Raw genomic sequence first — 20,819 nt, forward strand, 5'->3', positions numbered from 1 at the left:
TTATATTATACAAGTACTGTAATATATATCGTCTAAAAACTCCAAAAGATAATACCTAATACTCCAGAAAAAATTATTGATATTATTGGATGTACTTTTTTAGATAAAAGCATTCCTGCTATTATAAATGTAATAACTACTGACTTTATATCAACATAAGCCTCTTTTGCTAGGTTAAAGAAAGCTTGAAGTATTAATGCAATAAGTATAGGACGCATACCAAGCAATGCTGCCTTTAAAACTTTAGAATCTTTAAATTTACTTAACGTTCTAGATACTATACTAACTAATATAAAAGATGTAGTTATAACACCAATTGTTGCAAATATACTTCCCATCACCCCTGCTACTTTAAACCCTACAAATGTCGCTGAATTTATAGCTACTGGACCTGGTGTCATCTGTGATATTCCTATAATATCTATAAAATTATTTACCGTTAACCATCCATTATTATCAATGATTTCCTTTTGAATAAAAGGTATCATTGCATATCCTCCACCAAAACTAAAAGTTCCTATTTTTAAAAAAGATAAAAATAATTTTATTAATATCATTGTCTACTACACCTTCTCTCTTAAAAAAATAATTCCGTATATAGCAGAAGCTAAAATAACAATAACTGGATGTATATCAAAAATAATTAAAGCAATAAGACCTACTAAAATCATTACTAATGTATTTAAATTTTTCTTTACTCCTTTTGATAAACTTATAACTCCAAACAATACAAGCATTGGTACTGCTGCGTTTATCCCCTTAAATGCTAAATTAACAAAATAATTATCTCTAAACTGAATAAATACACTTGCAATAATAAGTATTATGAAAAATGAAGGTAATGTTACTGCTAATACTGCAATAATTTGACCTATCATTCCACCGATTTTTTGTCCAATAAAGAGTGAACAGTTAACAGCTAATGCGCCTGGTAAACTTTGGGATACAACTAAAATATCCATGAACTCATCTTTATCTATCCATTTTTTATTTATTACAACTTCTTGCTCGATTAACGGAATCATTGCATATCCTCCACCAAACGTAAAAGCTCCTATTTTAAAAAATGCTATAAACATTTCTAATATTTTTTCCATTTATTTTCCTCCTCAATTATTTTATATCAATTATGTTAAAATAATTTTAATATTACTATTTTATCATTAAATAAATCATATTATTAACTTATAAAATTTAAAATAAATTATAACTCTACTTTTTTATATAACTTCTCCATAGGTTTAAACTTTTATAACTAATTTAAACAAAAAAAAGGTGGAGTAAACTCCACCTAAAATTCAATAATATTATTCTTGTTCTAACATAACCTTTTTAGCATTTAAGATTGATGTAGCACTCATTGAAAATTCATCTAATCCATATTCAACTAATGTTGGGATAGCTGCTTCATCTCCAGCCATTTCTCCACACATTCCTACCCATTTTCCATGTTTATGTGCACCATCTATAGTCATCTTTATTAATCTAAGTACTGCTGGATGCATTGGATTATAAAGATATGAAACTTTTTCACTCATTCTATCAGCTGCTAATGTATATTGAATTAAATCATTTGTTCCTATTGAGAAGAAATCAACATGTTTAGCTAATTCATCAGCATAAACTGCTGCTGCTGGGATTTCAACCATAATACCCCATTGAATACTTTCTGAGAAACTTTTTCCTTCAGATTTTAATTCAGCTTTACATTCTTCAACAACTTCTTTAGCTTGTTGGAATTCTTCTAATCCTGAAATCATTGGGAACATTACACAAAGATTTCCGTATATAGAAGCTCTTAATAATGCTCTTAATTGAACTTTAAAGATTTCTTTTCTATCTAAACAAAGTCTTATAGCTCTATATCCTAAGAAAGGATTCATTTCTTCTGGTAATGGTAAGTAAGGAAGTGTCTTATCTCCCCCAATATCAAGAGTTCTTATAACAACTTGCTTTCCTTCCATTTTTTCAAGAACAAATTTGTAGCTTTCAAATTGTTCTTCTTCAGTTGGAGCACTTTCTCTATCCATGTATAAGAATTCTGTTCTGAATAATCCTACACCGTCTCCACCATTTTCTAGAACACCAAGAACATCTTCTGGTTTACCAATGTTTCCACAAACTTCAATTCTTCTACCTGATTTAGTAGTTGTTTTAACATCTATTAATTTCTTTAATTCTTCTTGTTCTTTTTTAAACTTTTCTTGTTTAGCTTTATATTCTGCTAAAACATCTTCTGATGGATCTATAATTACATCTCCAGTTAATCCATCAACTATAACCATATCTCCATTTTTAACACTTGTAGTTATATCTCCAAGACCAAGTACTGCTGGAATTTCTAATGTTCTAGCCATTATAGCTGCATGTGATGTTCTTCCACCTATGTTTGTAATAAATCCTACTACTTTACTTCTATCTAATTGAGCTGTATCAGATGGTGTTAAATCATGTGCAACAACTACTGTGTTATTTTCAGTAATAGCAAATGCGTCTCCACCTTTACCTGCAAAATTAGATATTATTCTCTTAGATACATCTTTAATATCTGCAGCTCTTTCTCTCATATAATCGTTATCCATAGACTCAAATATAGCAACAAAACTATTTGTAACATTTTCTATAGCCTTTAAACCATTAAGACTATTCATTTCTATTTCACTAAGCATTGCTCCAGTAAATTCTGGGTCATCTAATAATGTAATATGAGCTTCAAAAACTGCTGCTTTCTCTGATCCCATTTCCTTTTCTGCTTTAACTTTAATAACTTCTAATTGTGACTTAGAGTCATCTAAAGCCTTTTGTAATTTTTCTTTTTCAAAAGATACATCTGAAATTTTTGCGTCTGTTATAATTATTTCTTCATTTTCATTTAAAAATACTTTTCCTATTGCATATCCTTTAGAAGCAGCAATACCTTTTTTCATTTTTAAAACTCCTCCTCGAAATTAAAATTATATCTATTTTTTTGCTAATATTACTAAAATTTAACTTAAATCCTATTCTTGATAACCTTTAACTTAAAACCTAACTTCAATTATTATAACATAAGTTTTAAAAATTTTAATATATTTTGTTGAAAAACATTCAAATTTATTTAAATTTGTTTATAAATCATCAATTAAATAAGAAGCTTTTGCATAAGCTGTAGATTTTGCTTCAAAAAAATCTGTTTTAACAGAATTAGAATTAGATACTATATCAACCCACTTTGCAGGATTTTCATTATAACCTTCAAATAAAGGTTCTAAATTTATCTCTTTTAATCTTTTATTACCTAAATACTTTATATAATCCTCAATTAGCTTCTTATTGATTCCTTGAATTTTATCTCCTATAACATAGTGTCCCCATAAAATTTCGTTTTCTACACCTATTTTCATCATTTCTTTTAATTCATTTTTTAATTCTTCTGTAAATAAATTAGGTATTTCACTTTGTAATTCTTTTATTATGTTTCTAAAAAGCCAAAGATGAGTATTTTCATCTCTATTTATATATCTAATTTCTTGAGCGGAACCAGTCATTTTTCCATTCCTTTCCAAATTGTAGAAAAACATGAATCCAGAATAGAAATATATCCCTTCTAAAATATAATTAGCCATTACAGTTTTTATTAAATTATATTCTGTAGGATTATTTATAAACTCATTATATAAATCTCCTATAAATTTATTTCTATTAAGTAGAATTTCATCATATTTCCATTGATAAAGTATTTCATTTCTTTCTTCTGGAGAACAAATACTATCAAGCATATAACTATAACTTTGAGAATGCACAGCTTCTTGGAAACTTTGAATCGTTAAACATAAATTTATTTCGCTAGCTGTAATATAATTATTTATATTACCTAAATTGGCTGTTTGTATTGAATCTAAAAATATTAAAAAAGATAATATTTTATTATATGCAGTTCTCTCTTCCTTTAATAAGTTTTTATAATCCTTTAAATCTTGAGCAAGATTAATTTCTTCCGGTATCCAAAAGTTATTCATGCTTTGTCTATACCAATCTGATGCCCATGTATATTTCATATTATTAAAATCATTTAAATTTGTTGTATTTCCGTTAATTATTTTTTTTAATCTTGGTTCTTGATCTCCAAATTCATTGAAAAGTGGTTTTTTATTTACTTGCATATATTATCTCTCCCATTTCTTTAAACTATAAAACTATTATGAAACTTGACTCACTCCGTTCTCTGTGAAAGTCCGTGTAACCAAATATAAAATTTGGACACTCACTTTTGGACTCAATCGTTTCACTTTTTATTCATCAGAAACTCGACTCGCTCCGCGCCCTGAGTAAGTTCGAGTGGCCAAATGTAAAATTTGGATTCTCACTTATCCTGAGCAGCTTTCGCATTCTGTTACTTCTAATGATTTAGATCTAACGTAATAAATTGATTTAACACCACATTTGCAAGCCGTAATATATAAATCCATTATTTGTCTCATTGTATATTCAGTAGTTATATATAAATTAAAAGATTGCCCTTGATCAATATGCCTTTGACGTATTCCATTTAACTCAACACAACATTTTTGATCTAAATTATAGGCTGAATTATAATACCAATAATTATCAGCTGAAAGATTTGGGGCTGTTTTAGGGATTATGCTCCCTTTCTTTTCTTCTAAATAAAATCTTGCCATAATAGGATCAATTCCTTCAGAAGTACCTGCAATTGTAGCAGTTGATCCATTTGGCGCTACTGCTAATAAATAGCCATTTCTCATTCCAAACCTTTTAATATCTTCTTTTAAATCATTCCATTTTTTATCTGAGTATCCCCTTAATTGAAAGTATGATCCATTCTCCCAATCTGATCCTTTAAAAAATTTATATGATCCTTTTTCTTTTGATATTTTCATACTTGCCTTTATGGCATAATAATTAATTTTTTCATAAATCTCATCTGCAAAACTTTTATGATTTTCTTGTAACCACTGTACCTTATTATTCGCTAGCATATGGTGGTATCCACTAGTTCCAAGACCAACACCTCTATATTTTTTATTTGTGATTTCAGCAAATGGTACTGAATAATAATTTAAATCTATTACATTATCCATTGCTCTAATTTGAGTTTCTATTACATATTCCATCTCTTTATCATCAATCACATTAATATTTCCAAGTACAAGTGACGATAGATTACAAACAACAAAATCTCCACTCTCTATTTTTTGTACTACACTATAGCTATCATCCTCTTTTATTATTAGATCTTCCTTTATTTTCATAGAACTCATATTTTGCATTATTTCTGTACACAAATTTGATGAATATATAATTCCATTATGTTTATTAGGATTCATTTTATTAGTTATATCTCTAAAAAAGGCAAATGGTGCTCCTGTCTCTACCGCACTTTTAATTATTAATCTAACAATATCTTTTACTTTAATAATCCTTTTCTCTATTCTTTCATCATTAACACACTCAAAATATTTATTTTCCCATTCTTCTCCATAAAAATCTTCTAAACAATAACCTTTTACATTTTTAATATTATGAGGACACATCATATACCAATCAGCATTTATATTTTCTTCAGCAAGTTTCCAAAACAAATCTGGATAACAAATACCTGGAAATACATCATGAGCTTTTTTTCTATCATCCCCATTATTAGTTCTTATTTGAAGAAATTCAGGTATATCTTTATGCCATGCATCTAGCCATATTGCTACTGACCCATTTCTAACTCCTAATTGGTCTACTGCAATAGCTGTATCATTAAACAATTTAACCCACGGTATAACCCCACCAGAAGCTCCTTTAAACCCTCTAATAGGTGCACCTAATGCTCTGATTTTTCCCATATAAATTCCCATTCCACCACCAAATTTTGATACTTCAGCAAAATTATCTAATGATTTATAAATTCCTTTTAAGCTGTCATCAACAGTATCAATAAAACAAGAACTTAATTGGTAAAATGGCTTTCTTGCATTTGACATAGTAGGTGTCGCCATAGTTGCTTTAAGCTGACTTAAAACATTATAAAATCTCTTTGCCCAATATACCCTATTACTTCTTTCTTCTGGAATCGCAAGATGCATAGCAATTCCCATGAACATTTGTTGAGGAAGTTCTAATATTTTTCTATTATAATCTTGAACTAAATACCTTTTAGCTAAAAGATCAATTCCACTATAATTAAATATAAAATCCCGTTCACTCTTTATCTCATCTTCTAGTTCTAATATATCTTCTTTTGAATAATTTTCTAATATATATTTCCCATAAAGATTTCTATCAGTAAGATCCTTAATAAAATCATAATAATTACTATATAAATTTTTATTTTTATCTATTCCTCTATTTTTTCTAATTTCATCATAAAGTTGATATATATATATTGTAGATGCTGCATATTGCCACTTAGGTTCAATACCTGTTGTCAAATCCAGAGAAACCTGAATTAAAGATTTCCTTACATCATTAATATCCATTCCATCTATTATTGTATATTCTAAAGCATTTAATAACTTTTCTTCAGTGTATGTTCCATCATTATCCTTAATACCCTGTATCGCTTTCCTGCATAATCCTTTTAAATCTAACATACGGCCTCTCTCCTACTATATATTGTGTTTATAAAATATTTTTTTTCATTTTTATACTATATATTGATTTCAGTAATTTATAGTATAATTCCAAATTCCTTAATTGTAAAACTTGAAAAATCCCTATTAATATGCAAAAAAAGTGGTTAATCTTTAATTTTCTATAAATCAACCACTTAATCAATAATTTTTATTTAATAATATTTTTTGTTATTTGCAAGGTAAGATAATATATATTTTAAACATATCTCCTTCTGTTTCTATTTTTATTTCACCACCATGAAGTTCCACAATACTTTTAGTTATTGCAAGACCTAACCCTGATCCTTCTATACTTGAATTTCTAGATTTATCTGCTCTTACAAATCTTTCAAATATTTCGTCCTCATCAAAATCCATCTCATAATTAGAAATATTTTTTACAGTAATCTCCACATGTTCATCTTTTAATTCTACATCAATATACACTCTAGTATTTTCTAAAGAATATTTTAATGCATTAATTATTATATTTTCTAAGGCTCTTGATATCATTTTTCCATCAAGCTCCATAAAAATTTCTTCTTCTTTAGTTATAACTTTAAATGATATATTCTTATGATCATATAAAAAACTATATTCTCCTATCCCTTGATGTATTAATGAAAGAATATCTATTTTTTCTTTATTTAATGTAATCTTCCCACTATTGATTTTAGACATTTCAAATAAATCTTCTATTAAAGCTTTTAATTTTAAAGATTTTTTATCTAATATTGATAAATAATCTTTTCTTTCCTCTTCTGTTATATTGCTATTTTTTAATATATCTACATAATTTATTATTGATGTTAATGGCGTCTTTAAATCATGTGAAACATTTGAAATTAGTTCTGTTTTTAATCTCTCATCCTTTACTCTCTCATCTAAAGCACTTTTATATGCATCTTTTATTAAATTAATATTATGAATTAAATCTTTTACTATAGGTGATCCTTTTGTAGTAATTGGTTCTTCTAAATTACCTTCATTTAATTTTTTTACACATTCATTTACCATAACAATATCTAATGTTTTCTTTAATCCAAATATAACTGTTAAAAGTAATCCAGCAATTATTAAAAACGTCCCCTTAAAAGGATACATCTGGAAGAACCTTACAAATACATTATTTTCATCCCCACCAGTTGCAAGGAAGTACAGATAAACAATTAATGATACTATCGATAATCCTATTGCTAGTAATAATGTTTCCCTTGTTTCCTTATATTTAAATCCATTTTTAAGCACAAATATAATATTATTAATAAGACGTGATTTAATTTTTACTTCCCCAGTATCAAATTTTAATATAATAAACATTTTTAAAATTAATGCTATATAAATAATAAATAACACTATGAAACTAGCAAATTCTTTTCTTATTTTAAAGACTTCATCTTTATATGTATCCTTAGATGTGTAATATACCTCTTCGAAATTTTTTATAGTTTCATCCAAATAATTTACACTACCACGACTTACTAAAGGATTATAATTATCTACATTATTAAATTCTATGCTTACTATTCCTTGTTCTTTAAATCTATTACTTAATAAATCATCAATTTCATTTTCCTTAACATATTTAATTGAAGAATCTAAAAAAGAATCATTAGTAAAAAGTTCTTTTGTTTGCTTATTTCTAATTATAAAAAATATATTCTTTTTTAAATTAAAATCTTTTCTATACTTTTCTGATTCACTATTAAAAGATTTCATTAATTCACTTAATCGTTCAGTATTTTCATTATTTGATGTTAACAATTCATATAATCCATCTGTTGAATTATATATTATTGATGAAAAACCTTTACTATCATCATAAAGTCTATTTAATTCATATTCATTTTCATTAAAAATAGCATCAGTTAAAGTTACATTTTTTCCACTTTTAATAAAATGTTTATAATCACCTATCAATGAAAATAATATCCCTGTTATCAGGGATAATAATATTATGTCAATTAAATATATACTTTTAAAATATTGTTTAACTTTTCTTTTAAATTTTATATTCAAACTACTTTTATTATTTGTATTCAAATACTTCAACCCCTTTCTATACATACTCTATTTTAATTATAATACAAAGTCTTGTATATATTTCATATCTCAAATAGTAACTAAAAAATAAATAAAAAGTCAACTGCTATTTATTTAGACACATTCAAAAAATAATAAACCAGTATGCTCGTCTATTTGATCTATTATTTTATTTCATGTGCCTTAACTAAATAAATGGATGTCTCAAATATATTTTTGAGACATCCATTATAATTAAAATTTCTAAGTTATTATTGTATAAAAATTGAGAACTATTTTATATTATAAATTATATTTTAAATTTACTAACTTCTTTTACTAAATTATCAACATTACCTTTTGTTTCTACTATTTGATTCATAACTTCAATAGATGAAGCACTAATTTGCGCAACTCTGTTTGCTATATCTGTAGTACCTAACGCTCCTTGTGATGATGCTTTAGATACCCATTCTATGGATTGAATAATACTTTCAATAGCCATATCAAGCTCTTGAGAAGTAGCATCAAATTCTTTTACAATATTAGCTACCAAATCTGAATCTTTACTATAACTATCAGTTACTGATAACATCATTTTATAATCTGAATTTACATCTTTAGCAACAAAATCAAGAAGTTCATTAGCACTACCTGAAAGATTACCTACAGAGTTAATTACTTTATTGGTAATACCTTGAATTTCAATAACAGTTTCTTTTGATTGTTCAGCTAGTTTCCTGATTTCATCAGCTACAACTGAAAAACCTCTACCTGCTTCTCCAGCTCTCGATGCTTCAATAGCAGCATTTAACGCAAGAAGATTTGTTTGTTCAGTGATTTGCATAATAGCTTCTGATAAAGAACTAATTTGATTGACAATTTTAGATGAATCTATAGCTTCCTCAAGTTTTGTCTTTGTATCTACTAGTATTATTTGAGTTCTTTGTTGAGAATTTGTTACACTTTCTTTTATTTTTAAAGCTCTTTCATTTATTGCTTTAGCATCATCAACTCCCTCTCTAGATTTATTTGAAATAGAAGTAACAGCTTTTTGTATGTCTTGTGAAATATATGACATCTTTTTAGCTGCTGATGAAGTCTCTTCCATACTAGCTGCTAATTCTTCAGTTGTTGCTGATATATCTTCTAAATTTGAGTTTAAAGAGACTATATTATCATTTACTGTGTCTACCTTATTTTCTATGGCCAGAGATTCAGATTTAATACTATGTATCAATCCTACCAACGCTGTTTTCATTGCATGAAGCCCTTTAAAAATAATGCCAACCTCATCACGTTTATTTAAATATTTCTCACTAATAGGTTTTGAAAAGTCTGTTTGTCCTATTTCTTCTAAATGTTTAGCAGATTCCTTAATAGGTACTGTAATTCTTCTTACACCCTTAATAATAAATAAACTTATAATAATAAGCATTGCAATAGAAAAAATTATAAATACTGCGGATATATTTCTAGCTGTTTCTTGAAGTTCACTTTGTGAAATAAAAGATGCTAATATCCAACTTGTTCCTTCTACTTTTTGAGAAAATATTTTGTATTTATCACCATTAATCTTAACTGTAGATAGATTAGAATTATCTTTTAATTTATTTTCTAAACCATCAATATTTAGATCTTTTATATTTTTAAAATTATTATCTGAGTTACTTGCATCTGCCATAATAACTCCAGTTTCATGTATAAGCATAAAGTATCCAGTCTTACCAATCTTCATCTTGTTTAGTAAGTTACTTATAGTAGATTGATCAACATCAATACCTACTACACCTATTAATTCACCATTGCTATCTTTAATAGTCCTAGCACTACTGATTATCATATTACCGGTATCGTCTACATAGGGGTCAGTCCTTATAATTTCGCCATTTGCTTGTATCGCAAGTTTATACCAATCTCTTATTCTTGGATCATACTTAGATGATATTTTCACTTCAGGCCAATTTAAGTAACCACCTTCTTTGGTTGCTAGATATACATATTTTGTTTCAGGATGTGTTTCAGCGTATTGATTAAAAACCCCATAAATTTCTTGTTCAATACCACCATTTTTAGATGGCGTCATAAGGGTTGATGCTTCTGTGTTTATATAATTTTTAATACTTGAATCGCCTTTTACTACTGTAGGTTGAGTTGCTATCATATTGATATTTTTATCCACTTGTGAATAGAAATTTTTAATAGTATCAGCTACTATATTCATTTGTTCTTTAGAATTATCAAAATAATTTTTTGTTGCCATTGAATTTACACGACTTGCCATAAGCAATACCATAATACTTAATCCAACAAAAACCATACCTACTGATAAGCTTAAGAACTTTGTCTGTATACTTTTGTATTTCTTTTTCATATGAACTTCCCCCTGAAATATTATTTTTATCCCTAAAAATTTTGGTTATTACAACAAAATTATACAATATTTTAGCATATATTTCAAATTGTGTTGAATTATACACTATTCATGTTATATTATATAATTATAGGAATAAAATTCTAAATAAAATTATTATAGGAGTGTAAAATTATGAAAAATAACTTTAAATTAATTCTAATGCTTGCTTTAAGTTTTAGTTTTATGTTTATCTTTGCTGAGACAAGCTATGCAGCAACAACTCAAGTTATTGCTTTTGGAGATAGTTATTCTGATAATGGTGAAGCTAAAAAAATTTCTGGCAAAATTACAAACGATATCAATAAACCAGAAGGTGCATATGAAAAACCTTCAGACAAATTATATTGGCAAGGAAGATATTCAAATGGAAATACAGCCGTTGAAGTATTAGCAAAAAAAATGGGAGTTCCTTTAACAAATTACGCAACAGGTGGTGCTACTACTGGTGAAAGTAATTATTCTGACTGGATGGACCATTTAGGAAATACAGGTGTATTAGGTCAAATTGATAAATTTGAGAATAGTTTAAATGGTAAACAAGCTGATTCAGAAGCACTATATTTTATTTTTGCATCAGCAAATGATTATTTTAAATTTGTAGACTACCAAATGCCTGGTAAGGTTGAAGCTGTAGCAGATGAAGCAGTTGATAATATAAAAATGAGTGTAAGAAAATTATCTAAACTTGGAGCTAAAAACTTTTTTGTAGTTAATAGTAGTGATTTAACTCTTGTACCTTATGAAAATACAATGAATAGAACAAACTTGGCAAAAACTTTTACAGAAAATGTGAATAAAAAACTTCCTGATGCATTAAAAACATTAGAGGAAGTTTCAGATGTTTCAATTACTATTTTTGATCTTCCTAAAGTAAGTAATGAAATAATACATAATTCAAAATATTACGGATTGACTGATTTAAAACATCCATGTCAACCAACTTATCCAGAAGTAAAAGTAGCTGCTTCAAATCCAGACCAATATTATTTCTGGGATGAGTGGCACTATAGCCGTGCAGTTCATCAAATAATAGGAGAAAAAATGTACGAAAAACTAAAATAATTTAAATAAAATTATTTTATAATATCTTTATATAAGAAAACATAAAAATAAGAGCCAAAAATCTATTTTAGATTTTTGGCTCTTATTTTTATTCTTTTTCAATCTTATATCCAATACCCCATACAACTTTGATATATTCAGGTTCTTTTGTATTTAATTCTATTTTTTCTCTTATTCTTCTTATATGAACAGTTACAGTATTTTCACTTTTATAAAATGGTTCTTCCCATACTTTTTCGTATATTTCTTTTATTGAAAATACTTTTCCTAAATTAGAAGCCAATAAATGCAGTATTTTATATTCTGTTGCTGTAACTTTTATTTCTTCTCCTCTTAATGTAATATTTTTTGCTATAGTGTCAATTATCAAGTCTTTAACCTTTATAATCTCTTCTCCGTCCTCAATATTTAAAGGTTTATCATATCTTCTTAATTGTGATTTTACCCTAGCAACTAACTCTAAATGATTAAATGGTTTAGTTATGTAATCATCAGCTCCCACATTAAGACCTAAAATCTTATCTGAATCTTCTCCTTTAGCTGATAACATAATTATAGGTAAATTTTCAGTTTCTCTAATTTTTAAACAGGTTCTTATTCCATCTAATTTAGGCATCATTATATCTAGAACAATTAAATGGATTTTTTCATTTTTAAGAATTTCTAAAGCCTCTAATCCATCAACTGCTTTAAATACTTTTAAATGTTCTCCTCTTAAATAAATTTCTATAGCATCTCTTATTTCCTTCTCATCATCAACAACTAACACATTAAACATAATCTATCACTCCTAATATTTTTAAAACTATTATTAACGTACCCTACGCTTATATATACTCTATAGTTAAACTCATATTAAATCACATAATTAATTCTTGGAATTCTTTATAATCTCTAACAGGATTAAAATCTGCTTCATCTCTTGCTTCTTTTTTTACTGATTCATCAATATTTATAGCTTTTTTTAAATAAGTAACAGTATTTTGAATATCACCTCTTCTTCCATAAATAGATGCTATTCCATAATAAGTCCATACATATTCTTCTACTTCTAAATTCTTATTATACCATACTAATGCTTCATCTAATTCCCCATATAACTCATAAGTCAATGCTTTATTAAACATTGCATAACCATACTGTGAATCTAATTCTAATGCTTTATTTATATCTTTCATTCCGTCTTTAAAATCTCCATTATAAGATTTTGCAATCCCTCTTATATTATACCCTTTTGCACTACTTGGGGAAAAGTCTATAAGTTCATTTGCTTTATTTATAGCTTTTTCATATTGATTAGAAAAAAATAACGTATATGCTTCATTATATAAATTTTTTTCCTGTTCCTCTTTTTTTAATATATCTTCATTATTATTTAAATTTATATCCATCTCTTTAGAGTCTTCTTTAAATTGCGCTTCTTGCTCTTGATTTCCTTTATTTAAATCAAGTTTTTCTCTCTTATTTTTAACACCCTCATAAGTTAATACTAAAATAGCTCCAATTACTAATACTAATAGTATTACTTTTTTTACTTTTATTTTTCCTGGTAGTTTCATTTTATTCACCTCTACCTTTCTTCTTATTATATCTAATAAAAATATTATCTAACATAATATTTCTTTTTTCAATTACTACTCAAAATTCTTAAGCTAATTCAAATAATCCGAAATTTGTAATATTCACACATTTTGAATCGTACTTAGTTTATAAACCCTACTAGCAATCTACTCTTAGCTGGTCATATCTCTACCTAAAACATAATCTACACTTCATCTTTAAAGTATTATTTTCTTTTATATTATTTAATATAATATAAATCCTCTTGATTTTTAATCTATAAAGTGCATTAATATTATATGATATGTAATTATATATTTTAAAGGAGTACACTATTAATGAATAAAATTCTCAAATATAAAATGACTATAATTGATACTTTAGTTATTTTTTTAGGTTGTTTTATTGCTTCATTAGGAGTAAATCTATTTTTATCACATGCTAAACTTTTAAGTGGAGGAGCTACAGGGGTCGCTCTTATTTTACAATATACTATGGGACTACCTGCTGGTATCGTAGTATTTATAATTAATATTCCACTATTATTTTTGAGCTATAAAAAACTTAATCGTGAATTTACAGCCTTAACTGCCATAGGGATGTTATCATTATCTTTATCACTAATGTTAACAAAACCATTAACAAATATTATATATGTAAATGATATTCTTCTTTACTGTATATATGGTGGGGTTTTATCTGGTATTGGATATGGATTGGTCTTTTTAAGAAATGGTTCTACTGGTGGTACTGATGTTATTACTATGCTTATAAGAAAAAAATACTCAAACTTTAACATAGGCAGTTTAGGATTTTTACTTAATTGTTTAATTATTATAGCTGGTGCAATCATTTTTGGTCTTCCTCAAGCACTATATACTCTTATATCTTTATTTACTCAAGGTGTTGTTTTAGATAGAGTATTAAAAGGGTTTAGCAGTAAAAAATTATTACTTATACTAACAAAAAAAGAACAAGAAATTATAAATTATGTAATAAAAGATTTACATAGAGGAGTAACCTCTTTAGTTGCTGAAGGTGAATATACTCATGATAGAAAAAAAATGCTTTATTGCATAGTTACCTCAAGACAAATGGTTGAGTTAAAAAATTCTGTCTATAGCATAGATCCAACTGCATTTATAACAATTGTAGATATATCAGAAGTTAAAGGAAAAGGATTTAAAAATATATAATCAAAATTTTATTATATTTGTTCTAATTAAGTTAATACAATTATTTGTTCTTTAATTTGACCAATAAAGACCATCTATTCTTAATAGTACCTAATTAGAATTATACTTATAAAAAATTTTGTATATAAACGTTCACTATTATAATAAAATTTTATATACAAAAGAGATATTTTATATATTTTAATAATAAAGAATATATGAAATATCTCTTTTTATATATTATTTAAACATATCCCCGAAAACTAAAAGAGCAAGTAATACTTTATATATTTTCTATATTATTTCCTTTCGTCTCACTTAACCGATTCTAAATATTTTAATTGTCCTATATCATAAAGATTATTTCCATTAGAGTCTATTATAACGACTAAAGGCATATCTTTAATTTCCATTCTTCTTATAGCCTCTGCTCCTAAATCTTCATATGCAATTATATCTGATTTTACTATGCTCTTAGCAATTAATGCTGCTGCACCCCCAATAGCACCAAAATATATAGCTTTATTTTTCTTAATAGATTCTATAACACTATCATTCCTTGCTCCTTTTCCAATCATCCCTTTTAAACCTAAATTTAATAATACTGGTGTATATGAATCCATCCTATAACTAGTTGTTGGACCTGCAGAACCTATAACATATCCTGGTTTTGCTGGCGAAGGGCCAACATAATATATAATTTCATCCTTTATATTAAAAGGTAATTCCTTACCCTGATTAATCAATTCAATTAATCTTTTATGTGCTGCATCTCTTGCTGAATAAATTATCCCACTTAATAAAATGCTATCTCCTGTTTTTAATTTAGATATTTTATCTTGTGTAAGCGGTGTATGTAACTTAATTTCCATGTTATTTTCTCCCCCTACAGTATAATTTGCTTATGGCGTGTTGCATGACAATTTATATTTACCGCTACTGGAAGACCAGCAATATGGGTTGGATATACTTCTATATTTATTCCTAAGGCTGTAGTTCTTCCTCCAAAACCTTGAGGACCTATTCCTAATTGATTAATTTTTTCTAATAATTCAATTTCTAATTCTCTATAATACTCATCATTGTTTCTTATATTAATTGGTCTTAATAGTGCTTTTTTAGCTAAATACGCTGCCTTATCAAAAGTTCCACCAATACCAACGCCTATTATCATTGGAGGGCATGGATTTGGACCTGCTTCTTTAACTACATTTAATATAAAATCTTTAACTCCTTCAACACCATCGGAAGGTTTCAACATTCCTATCTTACTCATATTTTCAGATCCAAATCCCTTTGGTGCAAGTGTAATTTTTATTTTATCTCCACTAACTATTTCATAATATATTACTGCTGGTGTATTATCATTTGTATTTATCCTATTTAGTGGATCTTTAACTACAGATTTTCTTAAAAATCCATCCTTATATCCTCTTCTTACTCCCTCATTAATAGCTTCTTCTAAGCTCCCTCCAATTAAATGTACATCTTGACCTATCTCTATAAATACACATGCCATTCCAGTATCTTGACACATTGGCATTTTCTCATCCTCTGCAATTTTAGAATTAATTATTATTTTATCTAAAATATCATTTGCTAAATTCCAAGGTTCATTTTTTTTACAAATTTCTAATGCATCTTTAATATCATTTCCCAAAAAATAATTTGCCTTTATAGCCAAGTCTTTAACAGCTTCTGTAATCAATTCAACATTTACTTCTCTCATCTCAACAACTCCTTAAACCCTTTACTATAAGTTTAATATATTTTTTAGTATTTACAATAATAAAAATCTCATATTTGGTTAATTTATTTACTATATATTAAACATACAAGTTTTTAAATTTATAAGGAGTCTAATATATGAGATTTATAAGTTATGATAAATTTATTAAAACTATAATATATATTCTAACTATATTCTTAATTGTTCTTATACTTTATAATATATTTCTACTATTAAATAAAAATTTACTAGGTAAGACTCCATCAAAAAATAGCATTAAGGTTAGTCCAATTTCCATAGAAAACATATATAATTTGTCTAATATTAACTAAATATATTAGATAAATATCAATTGATCTTAATTCTATAGTTTAAACTATTTTGATATAGTAGTATAAAATCCCATGACAAAGAATTTATCTTTATACTACTATATCAATATTCAGTTACAACATAGCTGAATATTAAAATTCGTATTTTATTTATCTATATTAATTAATTTTTTAAAGTTTCAACATATGCCTTTACTCCACTTAAAATCCCCTTTACAAGTTTATCTTGATGTTCTTCATTTTTTAATTTTTGTTCCTCTTCATAATTAGATAAAAAACCACATTCAATCAATACACAGGCTCCATCATATCCATCTCTTAATATCCTATATTGATTCTTTGCAGGTTTAGAAATTCTTTTATTATTATCATGTAAATTTTGCTTTATCATATCTTGTATATTTTCAGCTAAAACTTTACTTTTATCATTATTTGAGTACCATACTTGTGCTCCAAAACATTTAGCATTAGGAAACATATTTTGATGAATAGATATAAACATATCACACTTCTTATCTTTTTTCATTTCACACCTTTTGTTTAAATCATTAACCTTTTTAGTATCTAATTCTTTATCATCTTCTCTTGTTAAATAGACAGTGTAGCCTTGTTCCTCTAAAGCTTTTTTTAATTTTAAACTTATTGATAAATTTATATCTTTTTCTATAGTACCATTCTTTGATCTTGCCCCACCGTCTATACCACCATGTCCAGGATCTATTAAAATAACATGCTGTAATTTACCCTCTTCAGCTTTAACTTTTATTGGCATAGAAAAGGTTAAAAGCAATATACAAAATACTACTACAGCTCTCTTAAAATTCATTAAATTATACCTCCTTATTTACTTGAATTTTTATAACTTATTATTTGCTACATTCTCTTTCTTTATTCAAATAGATAGATATGTTATTTCTTCTATGAAATCTAAAGCTTCCTATTTCCCTCTAAAGCAGTTAACTAAAAAAACAAGCAACTATAATATAAATTATTAGCTGCTTGTTTTTATTTACTTAAAAGTTTCAATTACACTTTCAGAAATATTTGTTGAATAGTCACCTATACATTCATAGTATAACTTTATTTTACTATTATTAATTATAAATTTATGTAAAAAAAAGAGAGGAGAAATAATCTTCTCCCCCCATAAGTAAGATGCATCCTATCTCTTTGAGAATTGTGGAGCTCTTCTTGCTTTTTTAAGACCGTATTTCTTTCTTTCCTTCATTCTAGGATCTCTTGTTAAGAATCCAGCCTTCTTTAATTCTGGCTTTAAAGCTTCGTCAGCTTTAACTAAAGCTCTAGTTATACCATGTCTTATAGCTCCTGCTTGACCTGTAAATCCACCACCGTGAACATTTACTAAAACGTCAAACTTATCCTTAGTTCCAGTTAAAACTAATGGTTGGTTAACTATAACTCTTAGAGTTTCTAAACCAAAATATACTTCACTATCTCTTTTATTTATAACTACTTTACCGCTTCCTGGTACAAGTCTAACTCTTGCAACTGATTTTTTTCTTCTTCCAGTACCCATGTATTGAACTTTTGCCATTTTTTATTTCCTCCTCCCGAGATTATATTAGTACTTTAATTCTAGTACTTCTGGTTGTTGTGCTGCATGATTATGTTCAGCACCTCTGTATACTTTTAATTTCTTTAGCATTTGTCTTCCTAATACTCCTTTTGGAAGCATTCTTCTTACTGCTTCTTCAAAAGCGAATTCAGGTTTCTTAGCTAATACTTCTCTATAAGGAGTTTCCTTTAATCCACCTGGATAAAGACTATGCTTTCTTAACATTTTTTGATCTAACTTTTTACCAGTTAAAACAACCTTTTCTGCGTTAATTATTACAACAAAATCTCCACAGTCAACATTTGGTGTAAATGTTGGTTTATTTTTACCTCTTAAGATTGAAGCAACTTGACTAGCAACTCTTCCTAGTGGCTTATCAGCAGCGTCAACTACATACCATTTTCTTTGAACTTCTTGCGCTTTTGCAATGTATGATTTCATCTCTTTCCCTCCCTGAACTTACATTATGCTATACTTTAATTTTAGTATGCAATTTTATGTCAAGACCCGGGGCTAGTGGATCTTATATACATAAATATTCTAACAAACAAACTAATTATAATACACGCACACGGGCGTGTCAACAAATTTTACGATATTTAATAAAAAACTTTTTCTAATACTAAACCATTAGGTGGTACACACATTCCTGATCTTTTTCTGTTTCCTTCTTTAATTATATCTTCAATGTCTTCTATATTTATTCTTCCATTTCCAACTTTAATTAAAGTTCCAACTATTATCCTTACCATATTATATAAAAATCCATCTGCACTAACAAAAATTTTTATAATATTTTCATTTTGCTCTATGTGTATATCTGTAATAGTCCTTACTGTGGTTTTAGCAGAACTTCCTGGAGACATAAAAGCACTAAAATCATGTTTTCCTAAAAAATATTCACATGCTTTTATCATATTATTAACATTTAACTCTTCTCTCACATGATGTAAATACTGTTTTCCAAACGATAATTTTTCATATCTATTCACAATTGTATATGAATACATTTTACCTTTTGAAGAATACCTAGCATGGAAATCAGAATCAACTTCTTCTGATTTTATTATTGCAACATCATCTGGTAATTTAGTATTTAGTGCTTCTCTAAATTTTTCTCCTGGTATTTTACTATTTGTAAAAAAATTTGCTACCATAGCTTTAGCATGAACACCAGCATCTGTTCTAGAACTACCATTTGTTAGACTTTTCTCTCCAGTAATTTTTAATATAGCATTTTCTATACACCCTTGTACAGTTCTATCTTTTTTCTGCCTTTGCCAGCCACAAAAATTTGTTCCGTCAAATTCAATTACCAATTTTATATTTCTCATATGTTTCCTCTTATTTAAAAAATAAATCTAACTATAATACTCCATAATACAAGTACTAAAAATACTCCAAAAGCTATTGTATCTTTATATGTAAATCTTAATACTTTCATTCTAGTTCTACCTGAACCACCTCTATATCCTCTTGCTTCCATAGCCATGGCTAGTTCATCAGCTCTTCTAAATGAGCTTATAAACAAAGGTACTAATAATGGAATTAAACTTTTTGCTTTTTTAATTATATTTCCTGATTCAAAATCAGCACCTCTTGCTTTTTGTGCTTTCATTATTTTATCTGTTTCATCCATTAATGTAGGTATAAATCTTAACGCTATTGTCATCATCATAGCAAGTTCATGTGCCATTTCTCTACCAATAGGTCTTATTAATTTTTCTATACCATCAGTTAATTCTATTGGTGATGTAGTTAAAGTTAATAATGATGTTCCAATTATTAAAAATATTAACCTTAGTGCCATAAACCCTGCTAATTTTAGACCTTCTTGATATATTGATAAAAATCCTATTTTTAGTACTAATGTATCAGCAGTGCCTCTAATCATAAATATATTTAATATTGCAGTTAATGCAATTAATAAAAATACTGGTTTTAAGCCATTAAATATAAATCTAGGTGGTATCTTAGCTACTAATATTATTCCAACTAAGAAAGCCACAATAAAAGTATATCCTATAAACTTGTTTATTATAAATAAACATATAATAAACAATATTGATATTATTATCTTAGTTCTAGGATCTAATTTATGAATAAATGACTCTCCAGGTATATATTGTCCTATAGTAATATCTTTTAACATACTTGTTATATTGCCAAAATCATATAAAAATTTTACCTTTAATAATTCTGTTAAATTAATTTTTATACTTTATATTTTTGACAAATTCCCTCCTCTCTTACTTAAAAGTAATAATTAACATATATTTTTGCAAATTTAAATCTTCAACAAAGAAGTACGTAGTTATTTAATTTATTAAATAACTATTATTGCAATA

The 20,819-nt window shown here is 27.0% G+C and carries 18 protein-coding genes; 2 read left to right on the forward strand and 16 right to left on the reverse strand.

Going from position 1 to position 20,819, the window contains the following annotated elements; all coding sequences use genetic code 11:
• Positions 1-32: 32 nt before the first annotated feature.
• The 7 genes from ACYUET_RS12975 to ACYUET_RS13005 form a co-directional block, all read right to left on the reverse strand.
• Positions 33-557 carry a chromate transporter gene (locus ACYUET_RS12975; RefSeq protein WP_460280248.1) on the reverse strand — a complete coding sequence of 175 codons (525 nt, stop codon included), beginning with the start codon at positions 555-557 and terminating at the stop codon, positions 33-35.
• Between the two features lie 6 nt (positions 558-563).
• Entirely contained in the window at positions 564-1,097 is a 534-nt protein-coding gene (locus ACYUET_RS12980) for a chromate transporter (protein ID WP_460280250.1), read from the reverse strand.
• Between the two features lie 210 nt (positions 1,098-1,307).
• On the reverse strand, positions 1,308-2,927 hold the full coding sequence (gene ptsP, locus ACYUET_RS12985) for a phosphoenolpyruvate--protein phosphotransferase (RefSeq protein WP_460280252.1): 1,620 nt from the start codon (positions 2,925-2,927) through the stop codon (positions 1,308-1,310).
• A gap of 180 nt (positions 2,928-3,107) precedes the next feature.
• On the reverse strand, positions 3,108-4,142 hold the full coding sequence (locus ACYUET_RS12990; RefSeq protein ID WP_460280254.1) for a ribonucleotide-diphosphate reductase subunit beta: 1,035 nt from the start codon (positions 4,140-4,142) through the stop codon (positions 3,108-3,110).
• 204 nt (positions 4,143-4,346) lie between these two features.
• Complete coding sequence (locus tag ACYUET_RS12995; protein ID WP_460280255.1) at positions 4,347-6,578, reverse strand: ribonucleoside-diphosphate reductase subunit alpha; 2,232 nt, start codon at positions 6,576-6,578, stop codon at positions 4,347-4,349.
• A gap of 210 nt (positions 6,579-6,788) precedes the next feature.
• Positions 6,789-8,642 carry a sensor histidine kinase gene (locus ACYUET_RS13000; RefSeq protein ID WP_460280258.1) on the reverse strand — a complete coding sequence of 618 codons (1,854 nt, stop codon included), beginning with the start codon at positions 8,640-8,642 and terminating at the stop codon, positions 6,789-6,791.
• Between the two features lie 289 nt (positions 8,643-8,931).
• Complete coding sequence (locus ACYUET_RS13005) at positions 8,932-10,995, reverse strand: methyl-accepting chemotaxis protein (RefSeq protein WP_460280262.1); 2,064 nt, start codon at positions 10,993-10,995, stop codon at positions 8,932-8,934.
• A 174-nt stretch (positions 10,996-11,169) separates the two neighbouring features.
• On the opposite strand from ACYUET_RS13005, the gene ACYUET_RS13010 reads away from it, so the two are divergent.
• Positions 11,170-12,099 (forward strand): SGNH/GDSL hydrolase family protein, encoded by a 930-nt coding sequence (locus ACYUET_RS13010; RefSeq protein WP_460280264.1) that lies wholly within the window; start codon positions 11,170-11,172, stop codon positions 12,097-12,099.
• Positions 12,100-12,187: 88 nt separating this feature from the next.
• Here ACYUET_RS13010 and ACYUET_RS13015 read toward each other — a convergent pair whose 3' ends face one another.
• Positions 12,188-12,877, reverse strand: coding sequence for a response regulator transcription factor (locus ACYUET_RS13015; protein WP_460280266.1), 690 nt, complete (start codon positions 12,875-12,877; stop codon positions 12,188-12,190).
• An 82-nt stretch (positions 12,878-12,959) separates the two neighbouring features.
• Positions 12,960-13,667: a tetratricopeptide repeat protein gene (locus ACYUET_RS13020; RefSeq protein ID WP_460280268.1), complete on the reverse strand. Its 708-nt coding sequence runs from the start codon at positions 13,665-13,667 to the stop codon at positions 12,960-12,962.
• Positions 13,668-13,997: 330 nt separating this feature from the next.
• Between ACYUET_RS13020 and ACYUET_RS13025 the strand changes: the two genes are divergently transcribed.
• Entirely contained in the window at positions 13,998-14,855 is an 858-nt protein-coding gene (locus ACYUET_RS13025; protein WP_460280270.1) for a YitT family protein, read from the forward strand.
• A gap of 293 nt (positions 14,856-15,148) precedes the next feature.
• On the opposite strand, the gene ACYUET_RS13030 is transcribed toward ACYUET_RS13025, so the two are convergent.
• From ACYUET_RS13030 to ACYUET_RS13060, 7 genes are all read right to left on the reverse strand, one after another.
• Entirely contained in the window at positions 15,149-15,706 is a 558-nt protein-coding gene (locus tag ACYUET_RS13030; protein WP_460280272.1) for a Fe-S-containing hydro-lyase, read from the reverse strand.
• 14 nt (positions 15,707-15,720) lie between these two features.
• Positions 15,721-16,563: a fumarate hydratase gene (locus ACYUET_RS13035; protein WP_460280274.1), complete on the reverse strand. Its 843-nt coding sequence runs from the start codon at positions 16,561-16,563 to the stop codon at positions 15,721-15,723.
• A 495-nt stretch (positions 16,564-17,058) separates the two neighbouring features.
• Positions 17,059-17,721, reverse strand: coding sequence for an N-acetylmuramoyl-L-alanine amidase CwlD (cwlD, locus tag ACYUET_RS13040; RefSeq protein ID WP_460280276.1), 663 nt, complete (start codon positions 17,719-17,721; stop codon positions 17,059-17,061).
• Positions 17,722-18,057: 336 nt separating this feature from the next.
• Positions 18,058-18,450, reverse strand: coding sequence for a 30S ribosomal protein S9 (gene rpsI, locus ACYUET_RS13045; RefSeq protein ID WP_460280278.1), 393 nt, complete (start codon positions 18,448-18,450; stop codon positions 18,058-18,060).
• A 27-nt stretch (positions 18,451-18,477) separates the two neighbouring features.
• Positions 18,478-18,912, reverse strand: coding sequence for a 50S ribosomal protein L13 (rplM, locus tag ACYUET_RS13050; protein WP_219779707.1), 435 nt, complete (start codon positions 18,910-18,912; stop codon positions 18,478-18,480).
• 158 nt (positions 18,913-19,070) lie between these two features.
• On the reverse strand, positions 19,071-19,805 hold the full coding sequence (gene truA, locus ACYUET_RS13055; RefSeq protein ID WP_460280281.1) for a tRNA pseudouridine(38-40) synthase TruA: 735 nt from the start codon (positions 19,803-19,805) through the stop codon (positions 19,071-19,073).
• A gap of 14 nt (positions 19,806-19,819) precedes the next feature.
• Positions 19,820-20,623, reverse strand: a complete 804-nt coding sequence (locus tag ACYUET_RS13060) for an energy-coupling factor transporter transmembrane component T family protein (protein ID WP_460280283.1) — start codon at positions 20,621-20,623, stop codon at positions 19,820-19,822.
• Between the last annotated feature and the right edge of the window lie 196 nt (positions 20,624-20,819).

This window comes from Clostridium sp. CTA-5, from assembly GCF_054768135.1.

Bases quoted from the DNA above. Each gene is read 5' to 3' on its own strand.
- ACYUET_RS13015 (WP_460280266.1), bottom strand. From the start codon at position 12,877: ATGTTTAATGTGTTAGTTGTTGATGATGAGAAGGAAATAAGAGATGCT.
- ACYUET_RS13030 (WP_460280272.1), bottom strand. From the start codon at position 15,706: ATGGAAATTAAGTTACATACACCGCTTACACAAGATAAAATATCTAAA.
- truA (WP_460280281.1), bottom strand. From the start codon at position 19,805: ATGAGAAATATAAAATTGGTAATTGAATTTGACGGAACAAATTTTTGT.
- rplM (WP_219779707.1), bottom strand. From the start codon at position 18,912: ATGAAATCATACATTGCAAAAGCGCAAGAAGTTCAAAGAAAATGGTAT.
- ACYUET_RS12975 (WP_460280248.1), bottom strand. From the start codon at position 557: ATGATATTAATAAAATTATTTTTATCTTTTTTAAAAATAGGAACTTTT.
- ACYUET_RS13060 (WP_460280283.1), bottom strand. From the start codon at position 20,623: ATGTTAAAAGATATTACTATAGGACAATATATACCTGGAGAGTCATTT.
- ACYUET_RS13005 (WP_460280262.1), bottom strand. From the start codon at position 10,995: ATGAAAAAGAAATACAAAAGTATACAGACAAAGTTCTTAAGCTTATCA.
- cwlD (WP_460280276.1), bottom strand. From the start codon at position 17,721: ATGAATTTTAAGAGAGCTGTAGTAGTATTTTGTATATTGCTTTTAACC.
- rpsI (WP_460280278.1), bottom strand. From the start codon at position 18,450: ATGGCAAAAGTTCAATACATGGGTACTGGAAGAAGAAAAAAATCAGTT.
- ptsP (WP_460280252.1), bottom strand. From the start codon at position 2,927: ATGAAAAAAGGTATTGCTGCTTCTAAAGGATATGCAATAGGAAAAGTA.
- ACYUET_RS13035 (WP_460280274.1), bottom strand. From the start codon at position 16,563: ATGAGAGAAGTAAATGTTGAATTGATTACAGAAGCTGTTAAAGACTTG.
- ACYUET_RS12995 (WP_460280255.1), bottom strand. From the start codon at position 6,578: ATGTTAGATTTAAAAGGATTATGCAGGAAAGCGATACAGGGTATTAAG.
- ACYUET_RS12980 (WP_460280250.1), bottom strand. From the start codon at position 1,097: ATGGAAAAAATATTAGAAATGTTTATAGCATTTTTTAAAATAGGAGCT.
- ACYUET_RS13010 (WP_460280264.1), top strand. From the start codon at position 11,170: ATGAAAAATAACTTTAAATTAATTCTAATGCTTGCTTTAAGTTTTAGT.
- ACYUET_RS13025 (WP_460280270.1), top strand. From the start codon at position 13,998: ATGAATAAAATTCTCAAATATAAAATGACTATAATTGATACTTTAGTT.
- ACYUET_RS12990 (WP_460280254.1), bottom strand. From the start codon at position 4,142: ATGCAAGTAAATAAAAAACCACTTTTCAATGAATTTGGAGATCAAGAA.